The organism is Lelliottia sp. AC1, assembly GCF_023278595.1.
GTDB lineage: Bacteria > Pseudomonadota > Gammaproteobacteria > Enterobacterales > Enterobacteriaceae > Enterobacter > Enterobacter nimipressuralis.
On sequence record NZ_CP025699.1, the window covers coordinates 3,403,130 to 3,419,642 of the forward strand.

At 57.6% G+C, this 16,513-nt stretch carries 16 protein-coding genes; 9 read left to right on the forward strand and 7 right to left on the reverse strand.

The features are described from left to right. Positions 1 to 10 precede the first annotated feature (10 nt). The 3 genes from C0560_RS16160 to mltB all read right to left on the reverse strand — a co-directional run bounded on the left by C0560_RS16160 (position 11) and on the right by mltB (position 2,905). The gene (locus C0560_RS16160; protein ID WP_123428733.1) at positions 11 to 859 is read right to left on the reverse strand and encodes a metal ABC transporter permease; all 849 of its coding nucleotides are present in this window, start codon (positions 857 to 859) and stop codon (positions 11 to 13) included. Further along, entirely contained in the window at positions 856 to 1,509 is a 654-nt protein-coding gene (locus C0560_RS16165) for a metal ABC transporter ATP-binding protein (RefSeq protein WP_102105419.1), read from the reverse strand. The genes C0560_RS16160 and C0560_RS16165 overlap by 4 nt, the downstream gene beginning before the upstream one ends. A 295-nt stretch (positions 1,510 to 1,804) precedes the next feature. Beyond that, positions 1,805 to 2,905 (reverse strand): lytic murein transglycosylase B, encoded by a 1,101-nt coding sequence (gene mltB, locus C0560_RS16170; RefSeq protein ID WP_181826754.1) that lies wholly within the window; start codon positions 2,903 to 2,905, stop codon positions 1,805 to 1,807. A gap of 274 nt (positions 2,906 to 3,179) precedes the next feature. On the opposite strand from mltB, the gene srlA reads away from it, so the two are divergent. The 7 genes from srlA (at position 3,180) to gutQ (ending at position 8,084) form a co-directional block, all read left to right on the forward strand. Further along, a complete protein-coding gene (gene srlA / locus C0560_RS16175; protein ID WP_248859057.1) occupies positions 3,180 to 3,743 on the forward strand; it encodes a PTS glucitol/sorbitol transporter subunit IIC in 564 nt (187 codons plus the stop codon). Then, positions 3,740 to 4,699: a PTS glucitol/sorbitol transporter subunit IIB gene (locus C0560_RS16180; RefSeq protein ID WP_248859058.1), complete on the forward strand. Its 960-nt coding sequence runs from the start codon at positions 3,740 to 3,742 to the stop codon at positions 4,697 to 4,699. Before srlA ends, C0560_RS16180 begins: the two co-directional genes overlap by 4 nt. 12 nt (positions 4,700 to 4,711) lie before the next feature. Continuing rightward, positions 4,712 to 5,074 (forward strand): PTS glucitol/sorbitol transporter subunit IIA, encoded by a 363-nt coding sequence (srlB, locus tag C0560_RS16185; RefSeq protein ID WP_102105420.1) that lies wholly within the window; start codon positions 4,712 to 4,714, stop codon positions 5,072 to 5,074. 15 nt (positions 5,075 to 5,089) lie between these two features. Beyond that, positions 5,090 to 5,869: a sorbitol-6-phosphate dehydrogenase gene (gene srlD, locus C0560_RS16190; RefSeq protein WP_100779172.1), complete on the forward strand. Its 780-nt coding sequence runs from the start codon at positions 5,090 to 5,092 to the stop codon at positions 5,867 to 5,869. Positions 5,870 to 5,929: 60 nt separating this feature from the next. Beyond that, positions 5,930 to 6,289, forward strand: coding sequence for a transcriptional regulator GutM (gene gutM, locus C0560_RS16195; RefSeq protein ID WP_248859059.1), 360 nt, complete (start codon positions 5,930 to 5,932; stop codon positions 6,287 to 6,289). 63 nt (positions 6,290 to 6,352) lie between these two features. Beyond that, positions 6,353 to 7,126, forward strand: coding sequence for a DNA-binding transcriptional repressor (locus C0560_RS16200; RefSeq protein WP_100779170.1), 774 nt, complete (start codon positions 6,353 to 6,355; stop codon positions 7,124 to 7,126). After that, a complete protein-coding gene (gene gutQ, locus C0560_RS16205) occupies positions 7,119 to 8,084 on the forward strand; it encodes an arabinose-5-phosphate isomerase GutQ (RefSeq protein ID WP_107702960.1) in 966 nt (321 codons plus the stop codon). The genes C0560_RS16200 and gutQ overlap by 8 nt, the downstream gene beginning before the upstream one ends. Here gutQ and norR read toward each other — a convergent pair. Beyond that, on the reverse strand, positions 8,081 to 9,595 hold the full coding sequence (gene norR / locus C0560_RS16210) for a nitric oxide reductase transcriptional regulator NorR (protein WP_248859061.1): 1,515 nt from the start codon (positions 9,593 to 9,595) through the stop codon (positions 8,081 to 8,083). The two genes, gutQ and norR, sit on opposite strands and share 4 nt — an antisense overlap. A gap of 186 nt (positions 9,596 to 9,781) precedes the next feature. Between norR and norV the strand changes: the two genes are divergently transcribed. Continuing rightward, on the forward strand, positions 9,782 to 11,230 hold the full coding sequence (gene norV / locus C0560_RS16215) for an anaerobic nitric oxide reductase flavorubredoxin (protein WP_248859063.1): 1,449 nt from the start codon (positions 9,782 to 9,784) through the stop codon (positions 11,228 to 11,230). Continuing rightward, complete coding sequence (gene norW / locus C0560_RS16220; RefSeq protein WP_248859064.1) at positions 11,227 to 12,360, forward strand: NADH:flavorubredoxin reductase NorW; 1,134 nt, start codon at positions 11,227 to 11,229, stop codon at positions 12,358 to 12,360. Before norV ends, norW begins: the two co-directional genes overlap by 4 nt. Before the next feature lie 289 nt (positions 12,361 to 12,649). On the opposite strand, the gene C0560_RS16225 is transcribed toward norW, so the two are convergent. The 3 genes from C0560_RS16225 to hydN are packed head-to-tail and all read right to left on the reverse strand — an operon-like array spanning position 12,650 to position 16,460. Next, positions 12,650 to 13,684 (reverse strand): HoxN/HupN/NixA family nickel/cobalt transporter, encoded by a 1,035-nt coding sequence (locus C0560_RS16225; protein WP_248859065.1) that lies wholly within the window; start codon positions 13,682 to 13,684, stop codon positions 12,650 to 12,652. A gap of 1 nt (position 13,685) precedes the next feature. Next, entirely contained in the window at positions 13,686 to 15,908 is a 2,223-nt protein-coding gene (gene hypF, locus C0560_RS16230) for a carbamoyltransferase HypF (RefSeq protein WP_248859066.1), read from the reverse strand. A 6-nt stretch (positions 15,909 to 15,914) separates the two neighbouring features. Continuing rightward, positions 15,915 to 16,460, reverse strand: coding sequence for an electron transport protein HydN (hydN, locus tag C0560_RS16235; RefSeq protein ID WP_107704236.1), 546 nt, complete (start codon positions 16,458 to 16,460; stop codon positions 15,915 to 15,917). Positions 16,461 to 16,513 lie beyond the last annotated feature (53 nt).

The window sequence follows — 16,513 nt, forward strand, 5'->3', positions numbered from 1 at the left end:
TCCCCTTGCGTTAAAAATGCGCACGCAGCCTGCTGCGCGAGCCACATAAAACCGAAATAAAGAACCAGCCGCTGGCCGTCAGCACAATGGAAGGCCCGGCGGGCAGACTCACCGCCCACGACAGGCTCAATCCGAGCCAGGCGCAGAACACGCCGCTGACGCCTGCCATCAGCAGAAGCCCCGGTAACGTGCGCATCCAGCAGCGAGCGGCAACAGCAGGCAGCATCATCAGCCCTACCGCCATCAGCGTGCCGAGGACCTGGAATCCGGCGACCAGATTCAGCACCAGCAGCGCCAGGAATAAACCGTGCAGTAGCGCGGGCAGCCAGCGTTTGTTGGCCTGCAGCCACGCGGTGTCAAACGCCTCGGTCACCAGCCCGCGGTAAAACAGGGCCAGCAGCATTAAGGTCAGGGCGCAGACACCGGCGACAAACAGGGCCGCGCTGTTATCCACCGCCAGAATCGAGCCAAAAAGCAGATGCAACAGATCGACATTCGAACCGCGCAGCGAAACCAGGGTCACACCCAGCGCCAGCGAGCCCAGGTACAGCCCGGCGAAACTGGCATCCTCTTTCAGGGGCGTGCGTCGGCTGACTAAACCTGCCACCAGTGCCACGACGATCCCGGCGATAAACCCGCCGATACTCATCGCCAGCAGAGACATTCCACTGACCAGATACCCCACCGCCACGCCCGGTAAAATGGCGTGCGACAGCGCATCGCCCATCAGACTCATACGCCGCAGCAATAGAAAAACACCGAGCATTGTGGTGCTGACGGACAACGCCAGGCACACCACCAGTGCGCGGCGCATAAAGCCGTATTCGATAAACGGCTGGAAGAAAATATGCCAGATCATGCGACTCTCACCCGCTCCGCGCCCCAGTGGGGTATCGCCGTATCCAGCCGCAATGTCTGCGGGAAATGGCGCGATACACGCTCGCTGTCATGCAGCACCGCCAGCACCGTTTGCCCGCTCAGATACATCTCCAGCATCAATTCCATCAGCACATTACAGGTGGCTTCATCGACCCCCGTGAACGGCTCATCCAGCATCACCAGCGGTGCCTGCTGCACCAGCACTCTGGCGAACAACATGCGCTGAAACTGGCCTCCCGATAGCTCGTCGATGGTGGCGGCTGCAAGATCCTGCAGGCCGACGCGCTCCAGGGCATGGGCGATTTTCAGACGGGTTTCGCGTCGAAAAGCCGCCAGCAGCGAAATCTGCGGCCAGCAGCCCATACTCACTACGTCCTGAACCGTCAGGGGGAACTGCGCCTCCAGCATATGACGCTGCGCCAGCCAGCCGATCGTCGGGCGTTTCTCGCGCCAGCGAAATCCCCCACTAACCGGCGGAATAAATCCCGCCAGGGTTTTGAGGAGTGTCGATTTGCCGCAGCCATTCGCGCCGACAATCGCCGTCATACTGCCGCGTTCGATCACGCCATTCAGCGTTTGCGTGACGGGCTGGCGGTCATACCCTGCCACCAGATTTTGCAGTTCAATCATGGGAGAACCACCGCCCAGCGCACTACCAGGCCAATCAGCGCAATCAGAATCACCGCGAGTAACAGGCGATTGAGCGCAGAAAGAGAGAAGAGAGACATCGTTGCACCACCATTAAATGTTATAACATAACAATAATAAAATGCGATGCAGATGTAAACGCGAATAAAAGAGTGGGAGTGTGGCGAAATGTTTCTGTCGAAAGCGAGTGTTGCCCGGTGACGATTCGCTTACCGGGCAATACTCGTGGAGGGTGCGGGCCGGGTAAGACGTAATTGTCACCCGGCAAAACGCAAGATTACTGACTAAACGGTGATGCCGCCGGTACGCGCGCCAGGGAAACCGCCTGACCCAGCTGCCACACCGCCATCGCGTAGTGCGTGCTGTGGTTGTAGCGGGTGATGGTGTAGAAGTTCGGCAAACCGTACCAATATTGGTAGCCAGTGCCGATATCCAGACGCAGCAGGCTGGCCGTCTGATGATCACCCAACGGCTGCATCGGCGTTAAACCCGCCGCTGCCAGCTGCGACACGCTGTATTTCGTTTTGAAACCATTCTCAAGCCCAGGCGCCTGGCCGTTCGCCTGCACCGCCACCGGATCGCCCTTCACCCAGCCGTGCGCTTTGAAGTAGTTCGCCACGCTGCCAATGGCATCCACCGGATCCCACAGGTTGATATGCCCGTCGCCGTTAAAGTCGACGGCGTACTCTTTATAGGAGGACGGCATAAACTGGCCGTAGCCCATCGCCCCCGCAAAGGAACCTTTCAGATCGAGCGGATCGTCCTGCTCGTCACGCGCCATAAGCAGGAAAGTTTCCAGTTCAGACTGGAAGTATTCCGCACGACGTGGATAGTTGAAGGAGAGCGTCGCCAGCGCATCGAGAATACGGGTTTTGCCCATCACGCGGCCCCAGCGGGTTTCCACGCCGATAATACCGACGATAATTTCCGGCGGCACGCCGTACACCTGCCACGCGCGCGTCAGCGCATCTTCGTATTGATTCCAGAACGCCACGCCGTTTTGCACGTTATCCGGGGTAATAAACTGTTTGCGATAGCGCAGCCACGCGCCGTTTGGCCCGGTCGGCACTTGCGCCGTCGGTGCCTGGCGGTCCATCAGACGCAGCACATAATCCAGACGCTTCGCCTGAGACAAGATCTCGTGGAGTTGCTGTTTATTGAAACCATGTTTGTTCACCATTTTATCGATGAACTGTTCGGCGGCCGCGTTGTTGGCGAAATCCCCGCCCATCTGCATCATGTTGTGCTGCGGCTCAAGGAGAAAACCACCCGATGGGGCGCCCGCCGTCTGTTGAACTTCCTCTGTTTTCGGCTTACTGCTACAGGCAGCAAGCATAATCAGCGCGGGTAAGAGCGCTGCGTAACGACGCTTGACCATGAGACATCCATTTAACGAATTCGATAAGTGGCAAGTATGGTAAAGCATCCGCAATGCCTCAAGGAAGCGGTACCCACCTCCCCCGCAAAATCTTTACGCTCCCCCACGCAAATTGGTGCTTTTTTCATCCAAAAAGTCCTCTCTCCATCAATTAACTTTCAAAATAATCCATTTTTCTTTCATTGTGAGATCTAATTAACACTTTAAAACCTTTCAAAGTGATTATTATTAGCCGCAGTCAGACAAAAACAAAAAAGCCCCACAGGAGAGAAGAATGATAGAAACCATCACCCACAGCGCAGAGTGGTTTATCGGGCTGTTTCAGAAAGGCGGAGAGGTGTTCACCGGTATGGTGACCGGCATCCTGCCCCTGCTGATAAGCCTCTTAGTGATCATGAATGCGTTGATTAACTTTATCGGCCAGCAGCGTATCGAACGCTTCGCTCAGCGCTGCGCCGGAAACCCGCTGTCCCGCTACCTTGTTCTGCCCTTCATCGGAACCTTTGTTTTCTGCAACCCGATGACCTTAAGCCTCGGCCGCTTTATGCCAGAAAAGTACAAGCCGAGTTATTACGCCGCCGCATCCTATAGCTGCCACTCCATGAACGGCCTGTTCCCACACATCAACCCCGGCGAACTGTTTGTTTACCTCGGCATTGCCAGCGGCCTGACCACACTTGGCCTGCCGCTCGGCCCGCTGGCGGTGAGCTATCTGCTGGTTGGCCTGGTCACCAACTTCTTCCGTGGATGGGTGACGGATCTCACCACCGCCATTTTTGAGAAAAAAATGGGCATCCAGCTTGAACAAAAAGTCCATCTTTCAGGAGCCACAGCATGAGCCGTATTCGTATTGAAAAAGGTGAAGGCGGCTGGGGCGGCCCACTGGAGTTCGACACCGTTGCAGGCAAGAAAATCGTCTACATCACCGCAGGCACGCGTCCGGCAATTGTCGACAAGCTGCACGACCTAACCGGCTGGGAAGCGGTCGATGGCTTCAAAGAGGGCGAGCCGCCTGAAGCGGAAATTGGAGTAGCGGTGATCGACTGCGGCGGCACGTTGCGCTGCGGCATCTATCCGAAGCGCCGTATTCCGACAGTGAATATTCACGCAACCGGTAAGTCAGGCCCGCTGGCGCAGTACATCCTCGAAGATATTTACGTGTCCGGCGTCAGAGAAGAAAACATTCGCCTGGTTGATGGCTCCCCTGCTCAGCCAAAAGCCGCGCCGCGGGATTACGACACCAGTAAAAAAATCACCGAGCAGAGCGACGGCCTGCTGGCGAAAGTGGGTATGGGAATGGGGTCGGCCGTCGCGGTGCTGTTCCAGTCAGGGCGCGACACCATCGACACCGTTCTGAAAACCATTCTGCCGTTTATGGCGTTCGTTTCGGCGCTTATTGGCATCATCATGGCGTCCGGTCTGGGCGACTGGATTGCCCACGGCCTCGCCCCGCTCGCCAGCCACCCGCTTGGGCTGGTGACGCTGGCGCTGATCTGCTCCTTCCCGCTCCTGTCGCCGTTCCTCGGGCCGGGTGCGGTGATTGCACAGGTTATCGGCGTGCTGATCGGCGTGCAAATTGGGTTGGGCAATATCCCTCCACACCTTGCCCTTCCGGCTCTGTTTGCGATTAACGCCCAGGCGGCGTGCGACTTCATTCCCGTTGGGCTGTCCCTTGCGGAAGCGCGTCAGGACACCGTCCGCGTGGGCGTGCCGTCCGTGCTGGTCAGCCGTTTCCTGACGGGCGCTCCGACGGTGCTGATTGCCTGGTTTGTCTCCGGCTTTATTTATCAATAAGAGGTTCCTGCGATGACCGTGATTTACCAAACCACCATTACCCGCATCGGCCAGAGCGCAGCCGATGCGTTGAGCGACCAGATGCTGATTACCTTCCGCGAAGGGGCGCCTGCGGATATCGAAGAGTTTTGCTTTATCCACTGCCACGGCGAGCTACACGGCGAGCTGAAGGTCGGCAGCCAGCTGGAGCTGGGTGACGCGCGCTATGCAGTCACCGCCGTCGGCGACGTAGCTGAACAAAACCTGCGCGAGCTGGGGCACATCACGTTGCGTTTCGACGGCCAGCCGCAGGCGGAATACCCCGGCACGGTTCACGTGGATGGTCCGGTTCCGCAGGCTGTTACCACCGGCTGCACATTAAAATTTGTTGCGTAATTTAAGGAGAATCACATGAGTCAGGTTGCCGTTGTCATTGGTGGGGGCCAAACCTTAGGCGAGTTCCTCTGCCGTGGGCTTGCTGCAGAAGGGTACCGCGTGGCGGTTGTGGACATTCAGAGTGAAAAAGCCGCCCGCGTGGCGGACACCATTAACACTGAGTTTGGTGAAGGGATGGCATATGGTTTTGGTGCCGATGCCACCAGCGAGCAGAGCGTGATGGCGCTCGCCCAGGGCGTGGACGAGATTTTTGGCCGCGCCGACCTGCTGGTTTACAGCGCGGGAATAGCGAAAGCGGCTTTCATCAGCGACTTCGCGCTGGGGGATTTTGACCGTTCACTGCAGGTGAACCTGGTAGGCTATTTCCTCTGCGCACGCGAATTTTCCCGCCTGATGATCCGCGACGGCATTCAGGGGCGCATCATTCAGATCAACTCAAAATCCGGCAAAGTGGGCAGCAAGCATAACTCCGGCTACAGCGCGGCGAAATTTGGCGGCGTCGGGCTGACCCAGTCTCTGGCGCTGGATCTGGCCGAATACGGGATTACCGTGCATTCACTGATGCTTGGTAACCTGCTGAAATCGCCAATGTTCCAGTCTCTGCTGCCGCAATACGCTACCAAGCTTGGCATTAACGCTGATGAGGTGGAGCAGTATTACATCGATAAAGTGCCTTTGAAGCGCGGCTGCGACTATCAGGACGTATTAAATATGCTGCTGTTTTATGCCAGCCCGAAAGCCTCTTATTGCACCGGGCAGTCAATTAACGTCACCGGCGGGCAGGTGATGTTCTGATTAAACAGGCTAGCGCCCCCTCTCCCCTCAAAAGGGAGAGGGAATACCAAAGGAGCTAAAATGGTTACCGCACTCATCACCGTCGCCGCCATCGCCTGGATCTGCCAGATGGCGTTTGGCGGCTGGCAAATTCACCAGTTTAACCGGGCGTTCGATGCCCTGTGTCAGAAAGGCCGCGTGGGCGTTGGGCGCTCAGGCGGACGCTTTAAACCCCGCGTGGTGGTGGCGATTGCGCTGGACGAAGACAACACCGTCTGCGACTCACTGATCATGCGCGGGATGACCGTATTCGCCCGACCGACGAAAATCCAGGCAATCAACGGCATTTCATTGCAGGAATTACAGCCTGATGTGATCTTTCCCCATGATTCACTCTGTCAGAATGCACTATCATTAGCGCTTAATCTGAAACATGGATAATTTCGTTTTGAAAGCTATAGGCTTGCGAAATTATCATTTCGCAACGTAAGGAACGAAGCGCCTATGAAACCACGTCAGCGGCAGGCGGCCATTCTGGAGCATCTGCAAAAGCAGGGAAAATGCTCGGTAGAGGATTTGGCCCACTACTTTGACACCACCGGCACGACAATACGCAAGGACCTGGTATTGCTCGAAAACTCTGGCGCAGTCATTCGAACCTATGGCGGAGTAGTACTCAACAAAGACGAAGCCGATCCGCCGATTGACCATAAAACCCTGATCAACACTCACCAGAAAGCGCTGATTGCCGAAGCCGCCGTCCAGTTTATTCACGACGGCGACTCTATCATTCTCGATGCGGGCAGCACTGTCCTGCAGATGATCCCGATGCTCAGCCGCTTTAATAACATCACGGTGATGACCAACAGCCTGCACATCGTCAATGCCCTGTCCGAGTTTGACAGCGAGCAGACCATCCTGATGCCCGGCGGCACCTTCCGTAAAAAATCGGCGTCTTTTCACGGCCAGCTGGCGGAGAACGCCTTCGACCATTTCAGCTTTGATAAACTCTTTATGGGCACGGACGGTATTGATCTGAACGCGGGTGTGACCACCTTCAACGAGGTGTTCAGCGTCAGCAAGGCCATGTGCAACGCCGCACGGGAAGTGATCCTGATGGCGGACTCATCCAAGTTTGGCCGCAAAAGTCCCAATATTGTCTGTAGCCTTGAAAGCGTCGATACGCTGATTACCGACGCAGGCATCGACCCGGTGTTCAAAAAAGCGCTGGAAGAGAAAGGAATCGACGTGATCGTAACCGGAGAGAGAAATGAGTGATTTTCTGCTAAACACAGGCCGTCAGACGTTAATGCTGGAGCTTCAGGAAGCCAGCCGCCTGCCGGAAAGGCTGGGCGACGATTTTGTGCGCGCGGCCAATACCATCATCCACTGCGAAGGCAAAGTGATTGTCGCGGGCATCGGGAAATCCGGTCATATCGGGAAGAAAATAGCCGCCACCCTCGCCAGCACCGGCACGCCCGCTTTTTTTGTTCATCCCGCCGAAGCGCTGCATGGCGATCTGGGGATGATTGAAAGCCGTGACGTGATGCTGTTTATCTCCTACTCCGGCTCAGCGAAAGAGCTGGATCTGATCATTCCGCGTCTTCAGGAAAAATCGGTCGCCCTGCTGGCAATGACCGGGAAATCGCGCTCGCCGCTGGCGCTGGCCGCCAAAGCCACGCTGGATATCTCCGTGGAACGCGAGGCCTGCCCGATGCATCTCGCGCCAACGTCCAGCACCGTCAACACCCTGATGATGGGCGATGCGCTGGCGATGGCAGTCATGCAGGCGCGCGGTTTTAACGAAGAAGATTTTGCCCGCTCACATCCGGCCGGCGCGCTGGGCGCACGTTTGCTGAACAAAGTGCATCATCTGATGCGTACGGACGACGCCATCCCGCAGGTTAAACTCACCACCAGCGTGATGGACGCAATGCTCGAACTGAGCCGCACCGGGCTGGGGCTGGTTGCCGTGTGTGATGACAACGGGCTGGTCAAAGGGGTCTTTACCGACGGCGACCTGCGTCGCTGGCTGGTGGGCGGCGGCAAGCTGGAAGCGGTCGTCAGCGATGCTATGACCACCGGCGGCCTGACGCTCAACGCCGAAAGCCGCGCTATCGAAGCCAAAGAAGTGCTGATGAAGCGCAAAATCACCGCCGCCCCGGTGGTCGATGACAGCGGCAAACTGTGCGGCGCCATCAACCTGCAGGACTTCTATCAGGCCGGGATTATCTAACCCTTCAGCCCAAGACGTTTCGCCAGCCGATGCAGGTTGGCGACGTCCGTCTCTAACGCCCGCGCGCAGGCCGCCCAGCTACGGTTATTCTGCTCCAGCGCGCGGGTAATCATCTGACGTTGAAACGCTTCCGTGGCCTCACGCAGGTTGGCATTGCTCATCGCTGGCACGTCCGGCTGCGAGACAGGCACAGCCTCGTCGTGCAACGCAAAATGCGCCGCGTGGATCACCACCTCATCGCCGATGCGCGTCGCGCGCGCCAGCACCACCGCGCGATGGATCGCATGCTCCAGCTCGCGCACATTGCCCGGCCAGCCATAATTCAGCAGATGCCTGCGCGCACCGGGGCTTAACACCACGCGCGACAGCCCCATTTTCAACCGGCACTGCTCACAGAAATAGCCCGCCAGCAGAACCACATCCTCGCCACGCTCGCGCAGCGGCGGCACGGAGAGCGGGAACACGCTTAAGCGATGGAACAGATCGGCGCGGAAATTGCCCGCCAGCACCTCTTCGCGCAGATCGCGGTTGGTCGCCGCCAGCACGCGCACATCCACCCGCAGGCTGCGGTCGTCACCCACGCGCTGAATATCGCCGTACTGCAACACGCGCAGCAGTTTGGCCTGCAACGCCAGCGACAGCTCACCAATTTCATCGAGAAACAGCGTGCCGTTGTCGGCCATTTCAAACTTACCGCTGCGGTTGCTGATGGCCCCGGTAAACGCCCCTTTCACATGGCCGAACAGCTCGCTCTCCGCCACGCTTTCCGGCAGCGCGGCGCAGTTCAGATACACCAGCGGATTAACCGCGCGCGACGAGCCTTCGTGGATCGCCTTCGCCACCAGCTCTTTCCCGGTGCCGGTCTCCCCGCTGATTAAGACGTTCAGATCCGACGCCGCGACAATCTCGATCTCTTTTTTCAACTGCGCCATACCCGGCGACAGGCCAATCATTTCCGTGTGCGCGACCTGCTCAAACACCGCCGGACTGCCCGGCAATATGTTCTGGCTCTCCAGTTGCTCAATCAGCAGCGCGTTATTAAGCGCCCCGGCGGCCAGCGCGGCAATCAGCCGCAGCTCTTCGTCGCTGAAGGTATCGAACTGATCCGGCTGCAGGCCATCGAGGGTCAGCGCGCCAATCAGATTCTGCCCGGCAAACAGCGGCAAACCGATACAGGCGTGGACCTTCAGGCTCTCCTGGCCGGGAATCAGGCCGTCGTAGGGATCGGGCAGATCGCTGTCCGCCGGGAAACGCACCACGTCACCCGCGCGGGCGATGGTCTCCAGACGCGGATGGCCCTCCAGGGTGAAGCGCCGCCCCAGCACGTCCTGCGCCAGCCCGTCGATCGCCAGCGGAATAAACTGTCGCCCTTCGTAGCGCAGCAGCGCCGAAGCATCGCACTCCAGCACATGACGCAGGGTTGAAATTAACCGCTGGAAACGATCCTGATGGCCGATACCGGTCTGTAATTCAATGGCGATTTTCGCCAGCACATCTACGGAAAAGCTCATTGGCGCCTCGCTGTCATTTTGACAATGCATACTGTCATATTGACCATAAAACAGATAGTCATTCTGACTACCCCTTGCGAGTAATATTTTTAAAAACCAATAAATATCAATAAGTTTAAAAACTGGCACGCAACTTGATATATGCACATCAACTTATCGAAACACACTGTATTTATTGAGGTTGCTATGTCTATTCTGGTTAAAAATAATATTCATTGGGTGGGTCAACGTGACTGGGAAGTGCGCGATTTTCACGGCACCGAATACAAAACCCTGCGCGGCAGCAGCTATAACAGCTATCTCATCCGCGAAGGCAAAAACGTCCTGATCGATACCGTTGATCATAAATTCAGCCGCGAGTTCGTGCAGAACCTGCGCAGCGAAATCGATCTGGCTGACATCGATTACATTATTATTAACCATGCGGAAGAAGACCACGCGGGCGCCCTGACCGAGCTGATGTCTTATATTCCCAACACGCCAATCTACTGCACCACCAACGCCATCGACTCCATTAACGGCCACCATCACCACCCTGAATGGAATTTTCATACGGTGAAAACCGGTGACTCGCTGGATATCGGCAACGGCAAACAGCTGATTTTCGTCGAAACCCCGATGCTACACTGGCCCGACAGCATGATGACCTACATGACCGGCGATGCGGTGCTGTTCAGCAATGACGCCTTTGGTCAGCACTACTGTGATGAACGTCTGTTTAACGACGAAGTGGATCAGACTGAGCTGTTCGAACAGTGCCAGCGCTACTACGCCAACATCCTGACGCCGTTCAGCCGTCTGGTAACGCCAAAAATCACCGAAATCCTCGGCTTCAATCTGCCGGTCGATATGATTGCCACCTCGCACGGCGTGGTCTGGCGCGAAAATCCAACCCAAATCGTGGAGCTGTATCTGAAATGGGCGGCGGATTATCAGGAAGATCGCATCACGCTGTTCTACGACACCATGTCCAACAACACCCGCATGATGGCGGACGCCATTGCCCAGGGCATTAACGAAGTCGACCCGAACGTGGCGGTGAAAATCTTCAACGTGGCGCGCAGCGATAAAAACGAAATCCTGACCAACGTCTTCCGCTCCAAGGGCGTGCTGGTCGGTACCTCCACCATGAATAACGTGATGATGCCGAAAATCGCCGGTCTGGTTGAAGAGATGACCGGTCTGCGTTTTCGTAACAAACGCGCCAGCGCGTTTGGCTCCCACGGCTGGAGCGGCGGTGCGGTAGATCGTCTCTCCACGCGTCTGCAGGATGCCGGTTTTGAAATGTCGATGAGCCTGAAAGCCAAATGGCGCCCGGACATCGACGCACTTGAAGTCTGCCGCCAGCATGGCCGCGATATCGCACGTCAGTGGGCGCTCGCTCCACTGCCGGAAGCAACAGCGAAAGCCCCAGAGCAACAAGAAGCCTGCGCCTGTGCCGCCGCACAAGCCGCCGATCTTGGCCCGAGCATGCAGTGCAGCGTCTGCCAGTGGATTTACGATCCTGCCCTCGGCGAACCTTTGCAGGATGTCGCTCCAGGCACCCCGTGGCGCGAGGTGCCCGATAACTTCCTGTGCCCGGAATGTTCCCTCGGGAAAGACGTGTTCGACGAACTGGCGACGGAGGCAAAATGAATCACGGCATTGTCATCATTGGCTCGGGCTTTGCCGCCCGGCAGCTGGTGAAAAATATACGCAAACAGGATGCGAACGTGCCGCTGACACTTATCGCCGCCGACAGCATGGACGAGTACAACAAACCCGATTTGAGCCATGTTATCAGCCAGCATCAGCGTGCCGACGACCTCACCCGCCAGACGGCGGGGGAGTTCGCCGAACAGTTTAATTTGCGACTGTTTCCGCATACCTGGGTCATGGAGATCGACGCCAGCGCCCATGTGGTGAAGGGCAAAGATTATCAGTGGCACTACGACAAACTGGTTCTGGCGACGGGGGCATCCGCCTTTGTACCGCCCGTTGAGGGACGCGAGCTGATGCTGACCCTTAACAGTCAGCAGGAGTACCGCGCCTGTGAAACCCGGCTTCGTGACGCAAAGCGGGTGATGATTGTCGGTGGCGGTCTGATTGGCACCGAACTGGCGATGGATTTTTGCCGCGCCGGGAAAGCCGTCACTCTGGTCGATCACGCAGCGAGCATTCTGTCTGCGCTGATGCCAGCGGAAGTGAGCAGTCGCTTACAGCATCGTCTGACGGAGATGGGCGTCCATCTGCTGCTGAATTCTCAGCTCCAGAGCCTGACGACAACCGACAGCGGCATTCGCGCGACTCTCGATCGTAAGCGCAGCGTTGAGGTCGATGCCGTGATCGCCGCGACGGGCCTGCGTCCGGAAACGGCACTGGCCCAGCACGCCGGGGCAGAAACGGGGCGCGGAGTGAAGGTGGACAGCTATTTGCAAACCAGCCAGCCCGATATTTTCGCCCTGGGTGACTGTGCGGAAATCAACGGCCAGGTCCTGCCGTTCCTGCAGCCGATTCAGATCAGCGCAATGTATCTGGCAAAAAACCTGCTGGGGAATAACACGCCACTCAAACTGCCGGCGATGATGGTGAAGGTCAAAACACCTGAACTGCCGCTGCACCTCGCGGGCGAAACGCAGCGACAGGATTTACACTGGCACATGGCTATTGAGCCACAGGGAATGGTCGCAAAAGGCGTTGATGGCGACGGTGAACTGCGTGCCTTTGTGGTCAGCGAAGATCGGATGAAGGAGGCTTTCTCCCTGCTGAAGTCGTTACCCGTTTAACCCGCAAACCTCTGCCACGCTGACTTAACCTTAGGATTTTATTATCCGCAGCCCCGATGTCCCGGGGCTTTTTTTTGCGCATTCTATTCACAAGGTAAATACATAATAGATAAATCATCGCCATCAATCCCTATTTCATTATTTATATGAATATATAAATCCGAGCAGATGGATATATTTGCGATAAATATCCATTCACCCTGAGATATATAATTATTTTATTATTGATAAATAAATCATCAGGCGTAATTTAATTTAAACAGAGATGAAAAAGCAATTTTTGCTTAGATTATTTTTTTAAATAATGCTCGAAACCGTCAGAGCCCCCCAGCGCGTCATAGCCGCGCCAGCGGTAGTTCAGCATTGACAGACACCAACAGACAATAAACAAACCAATAACAATAAAACCGGCGTTACCGAGATTATTATTAACACTCCCCACCAGGTTCCAGACGCCCCCACTTAATTCAAATTTATCTTTTATTAGCCCAAGCGCTTCCAGCCCGCCAATAAAGAGCGCGACGACAACCGACGTGCCGGTAATGGTCATATTGTAATAAAGTTTGCGCTGCGGTTTATTGAATGCCCAGCCGTACGCACCGATCATCAATAAATTATCCAGCGTATCCACTAACGCCATACCGCTGGCAAACAGCGCCGGGAAAATCATGATCGACCACACCGACATTCCGTTCGAGGCGCTGGCGGCAGAAATGCCCAGCACACCAATTTCAGTGGCGGTATCAAATCCCAGGCCAAACAGAAAACCGACCAGGTACATCTGCCAGCTTTTGCTCACCAGACGGAACGTGGCGCCAAACAGCCAGCTCATGATCCCGCCCGACAGCGGCGCGTCCCCCTCGCTGCTCGTCGTATGACCTTTCTTCAGCGCCTGAAAGCTGCGCCAGACGCCGAGCAAAATCACCGTGTTGATCAGCGCCATCGCCAGTAAAAAGGTCGCGGAAACGGCGGTGCCAATGAGACTACCGGTCTCATGAAACCACGCCATGTTCTTTTGAAACGCCGTCGCCGTGGCAGCAATAGCGACGGAGGCCAGCACCACAATGGTCGAATGGCCCAGCGAAAACCACGCCCCCACGCCAGACGGGCGTTTGCCCTGCTGCATCAGCTTGCGGGTGACCGTATCGATCGCGGCGATATGATCCGCATCGACCGCATGCCGCAGGCCGTAGCACCACGCCAGCAGGCTGGCCGCCATCAGCGTGGTACTGCCGCTAAACGTGTGCCAGGCCCAGCCCCAGGCCAGACTATTCGCGGCCAGCAGGATCATCAGAAGCGGTTCGTTGCGAATCCGTCGTTGCATGTCAGTTCCTGTGAGAAAGGGTGCGGGCGGCAGCGACGACCGCCTGTCCGAATGAAATCGCCCCGTCGCCTGCAGGCAATTTTTCAGGGAACAGAAGCGTGAATTCAGAAAGATAAAACTGCAGGCGCGCCCGCAGCAGCCGATTGTGCAGCACGCCGCCGCTGAAGCAGAGCGTCGATATCGCCAGACGTCGGGCGTGATGAGCCATCAGTGCCGCCAGCCCTTTCGCCAGCGCGTCATGGAATGCCCACGCCCGTTCGGCGGGCGCCGCCTGCCAGTCGAGCCACTGCTGCCAGAAGGTGGACAGATCTCCCACATCCAGCGTGACCGGATGCTGCACACCTGAACAGGTCGCGGCCAGTGCTTCAAGCTGACAGGCCGCTTCGCCTTCGTAATGCTGCCTGTCGGACACGATATCCAGCGCACAGGCCACGGCGTCAAACAGTCGCCCACAGGATGTGGCCAGCGGCGCGTTGATTCCCCGCCCCACCGCCGTCGCCAGCAGTGTCCAGTTGTGCGCCAGAACGGCGCGCATTTCCGCCCGCTTTTGCCAGTCAGGAATAAACGCCAGCCCCTGTGCAAGCAAGTTCCGCCACGGTTCGACCGCTGCCAGATCGCCGCCGGGCAGCGCCACGGCGGGCAGTCCACCGAGGTGCTCGCACGCCAGATAGTTCACCCGCAGGCACTCGCCGCCCCACAGCGCGCCGTTTTCGCCCATCCCGATGCCATCGAGCGTCAGCGCAATCACATCGCCTGCGTTCAGCGGCCAGCCATTTTCCGCCATACACGCCGCCGCATGGGCGTGGTGGTGGAGCACCGTCTGTTTCGGCAGCGCCAGCGCTTCGGCCCACCGGGCAGAGCGGTAGCCCGGATGGGCATCGTACACCACAAGTTTCGGGTGGAAATCATACATTTGTTGAATGACCGCCAGCGCGCCACGCCACTGATGCTCCACGCCGTCGTCACTCAGATCGCCAAAATGCTGGCTGATAACCGCCTGCCCGCCGCGCACCAGGCAGAAGGTATTTTTCATCTCCGCGCCGAGGCACAGCATTGGCGGGATATCCTTAAATCCTTCAGGCAGCGGAATGGCGTCAGGCACATAACCCCGCGCGCGGCGAAGCATTGCGCCCTGCTCGTCCAGGACCGAATCATCCATGCGTTGCAGAATGTCGCGGTTATGCAGCAGAAAACCGTCGGCGATATCGCGCAGGTCATCCAGCGCCTGATCATTGCTCAGCGCGGGGGGTTTACCGCTGAGATTCCCGGAAGTCATCACCAGCGGGCGCGCGCAGTCGTCCATCAGCAGATGTTGCAGCGGGCTGGAGGCCAGCATCACGCCGATGCAATCCAGGCCCGGCGCAATGTTCTGCGGCAGTTCCGGTAGCAGGCGCTTTGCGGTCAACACGATGGGTGCGGCGGGCGATTGCAGACGCTCCCGAAGGGGCGCAGGCAACTCGTCAATACAGGGCAGCATCACCGCTAATGGTTTGGTCGGACGACGTTTTCGCTCGCGCAGCCGCGCCACCGCCTGCGGGTTTTGCGCGTCGCAAGCCAGATGAAAACCGCCCAGCCCTTTGATTGCCACGATCCCACCGTTTTTCAGCATCTCAACGGCTGCGGATAACGCGGCATCTCGTGTCAGATGGACGCCCTCTGCACGCCATTCCAGCTGCGGCCCACAGTCCGGGCATGCCACCGGCTGGGCGTGAAAGCGCCGATCCGCCGGATTACGGTATTCGCTCTCACACGGGGCGCAGAGCGGGAAAGCGGCCATCGCCGTGTCTGGCCGGTCATAAGGCATGGCGCGAATAATGGTGAAACGCGGGCCGCAGTGGGTGCAGTTGATAAACGGATAGCGGTAACGGCGCTCGCGCGGATCGCGCATCTCGGCCAGGCAGGCCGGGCAGGTCGCCGCGTCCGGTACGATTTGCGTCGCCATCGCCCCGCCCGCGCTGTGGCGGATGGTGAATTCCGTCGGCATTTTCGGCCAGCTGAACGGCTGAGTTTCAATGGTATCAATGCGCGCCAGCGGCGGGCACTGCGCTAACAAACATGTCTGAAACGCCGTCGGATCATCAGCCAGACGCACCAGCACGCCTTCGCCGTCGTTACAAACGTCACCGCGAAGGCCAAGCTGATTCGCCAGCTGCCAGACAAAGGGGCGGAAACCCACCCCCTGCACTTTTCCGCGCACCCGCAGCTGCGCGCCGTTACAGCTCATCGCGGCTTAAAACAGCATTGATGACGATGTATCAAACGCCGCGCGACGGCGCTTCTCGGCACTCATCTGTTCAAGCTTGTTACGATCGACGCAGACCAGAGCGTGGGTCGGGCAGGCTTCAATGCACGCCGGGCCGCTTTCGCGATGGTTGCACAGGTCGCATTTGTTCGCCTCGGCTTTGTCGGCACGCACACTCAGCCCCGCGCCGCTGTTTCGTACCACCGGGCGCACAACCACTTCCATCGCACCATACGGACAGGCCACCACGCAGGTTTTACAGCCGATGCAACGCTGCTGCATCACCTGCACAAAGCCGTTTTCGCGGCTAATGGCACCGTTAGGGCAGACATTGGCGCAGGGGGCGTCTTCACACTGGCGGCAGATGGCCGCCGTTGAGATATTCACGCCCTTAATGACATGAATACGTGGCAGGAAAGATTCTGGGGTCAGGGAGGCGCAATCCTGCTCCGCCTGATGGGACACAACACACGCCACCTCACAGGTGCGACAGCCAATACATTTACTGGCATCGGCCATAATAAAACGGTTCATCTGCTTCTCCAGCATTAAGTTATGCGGCGAAACATACATAAAACGTGCCACAT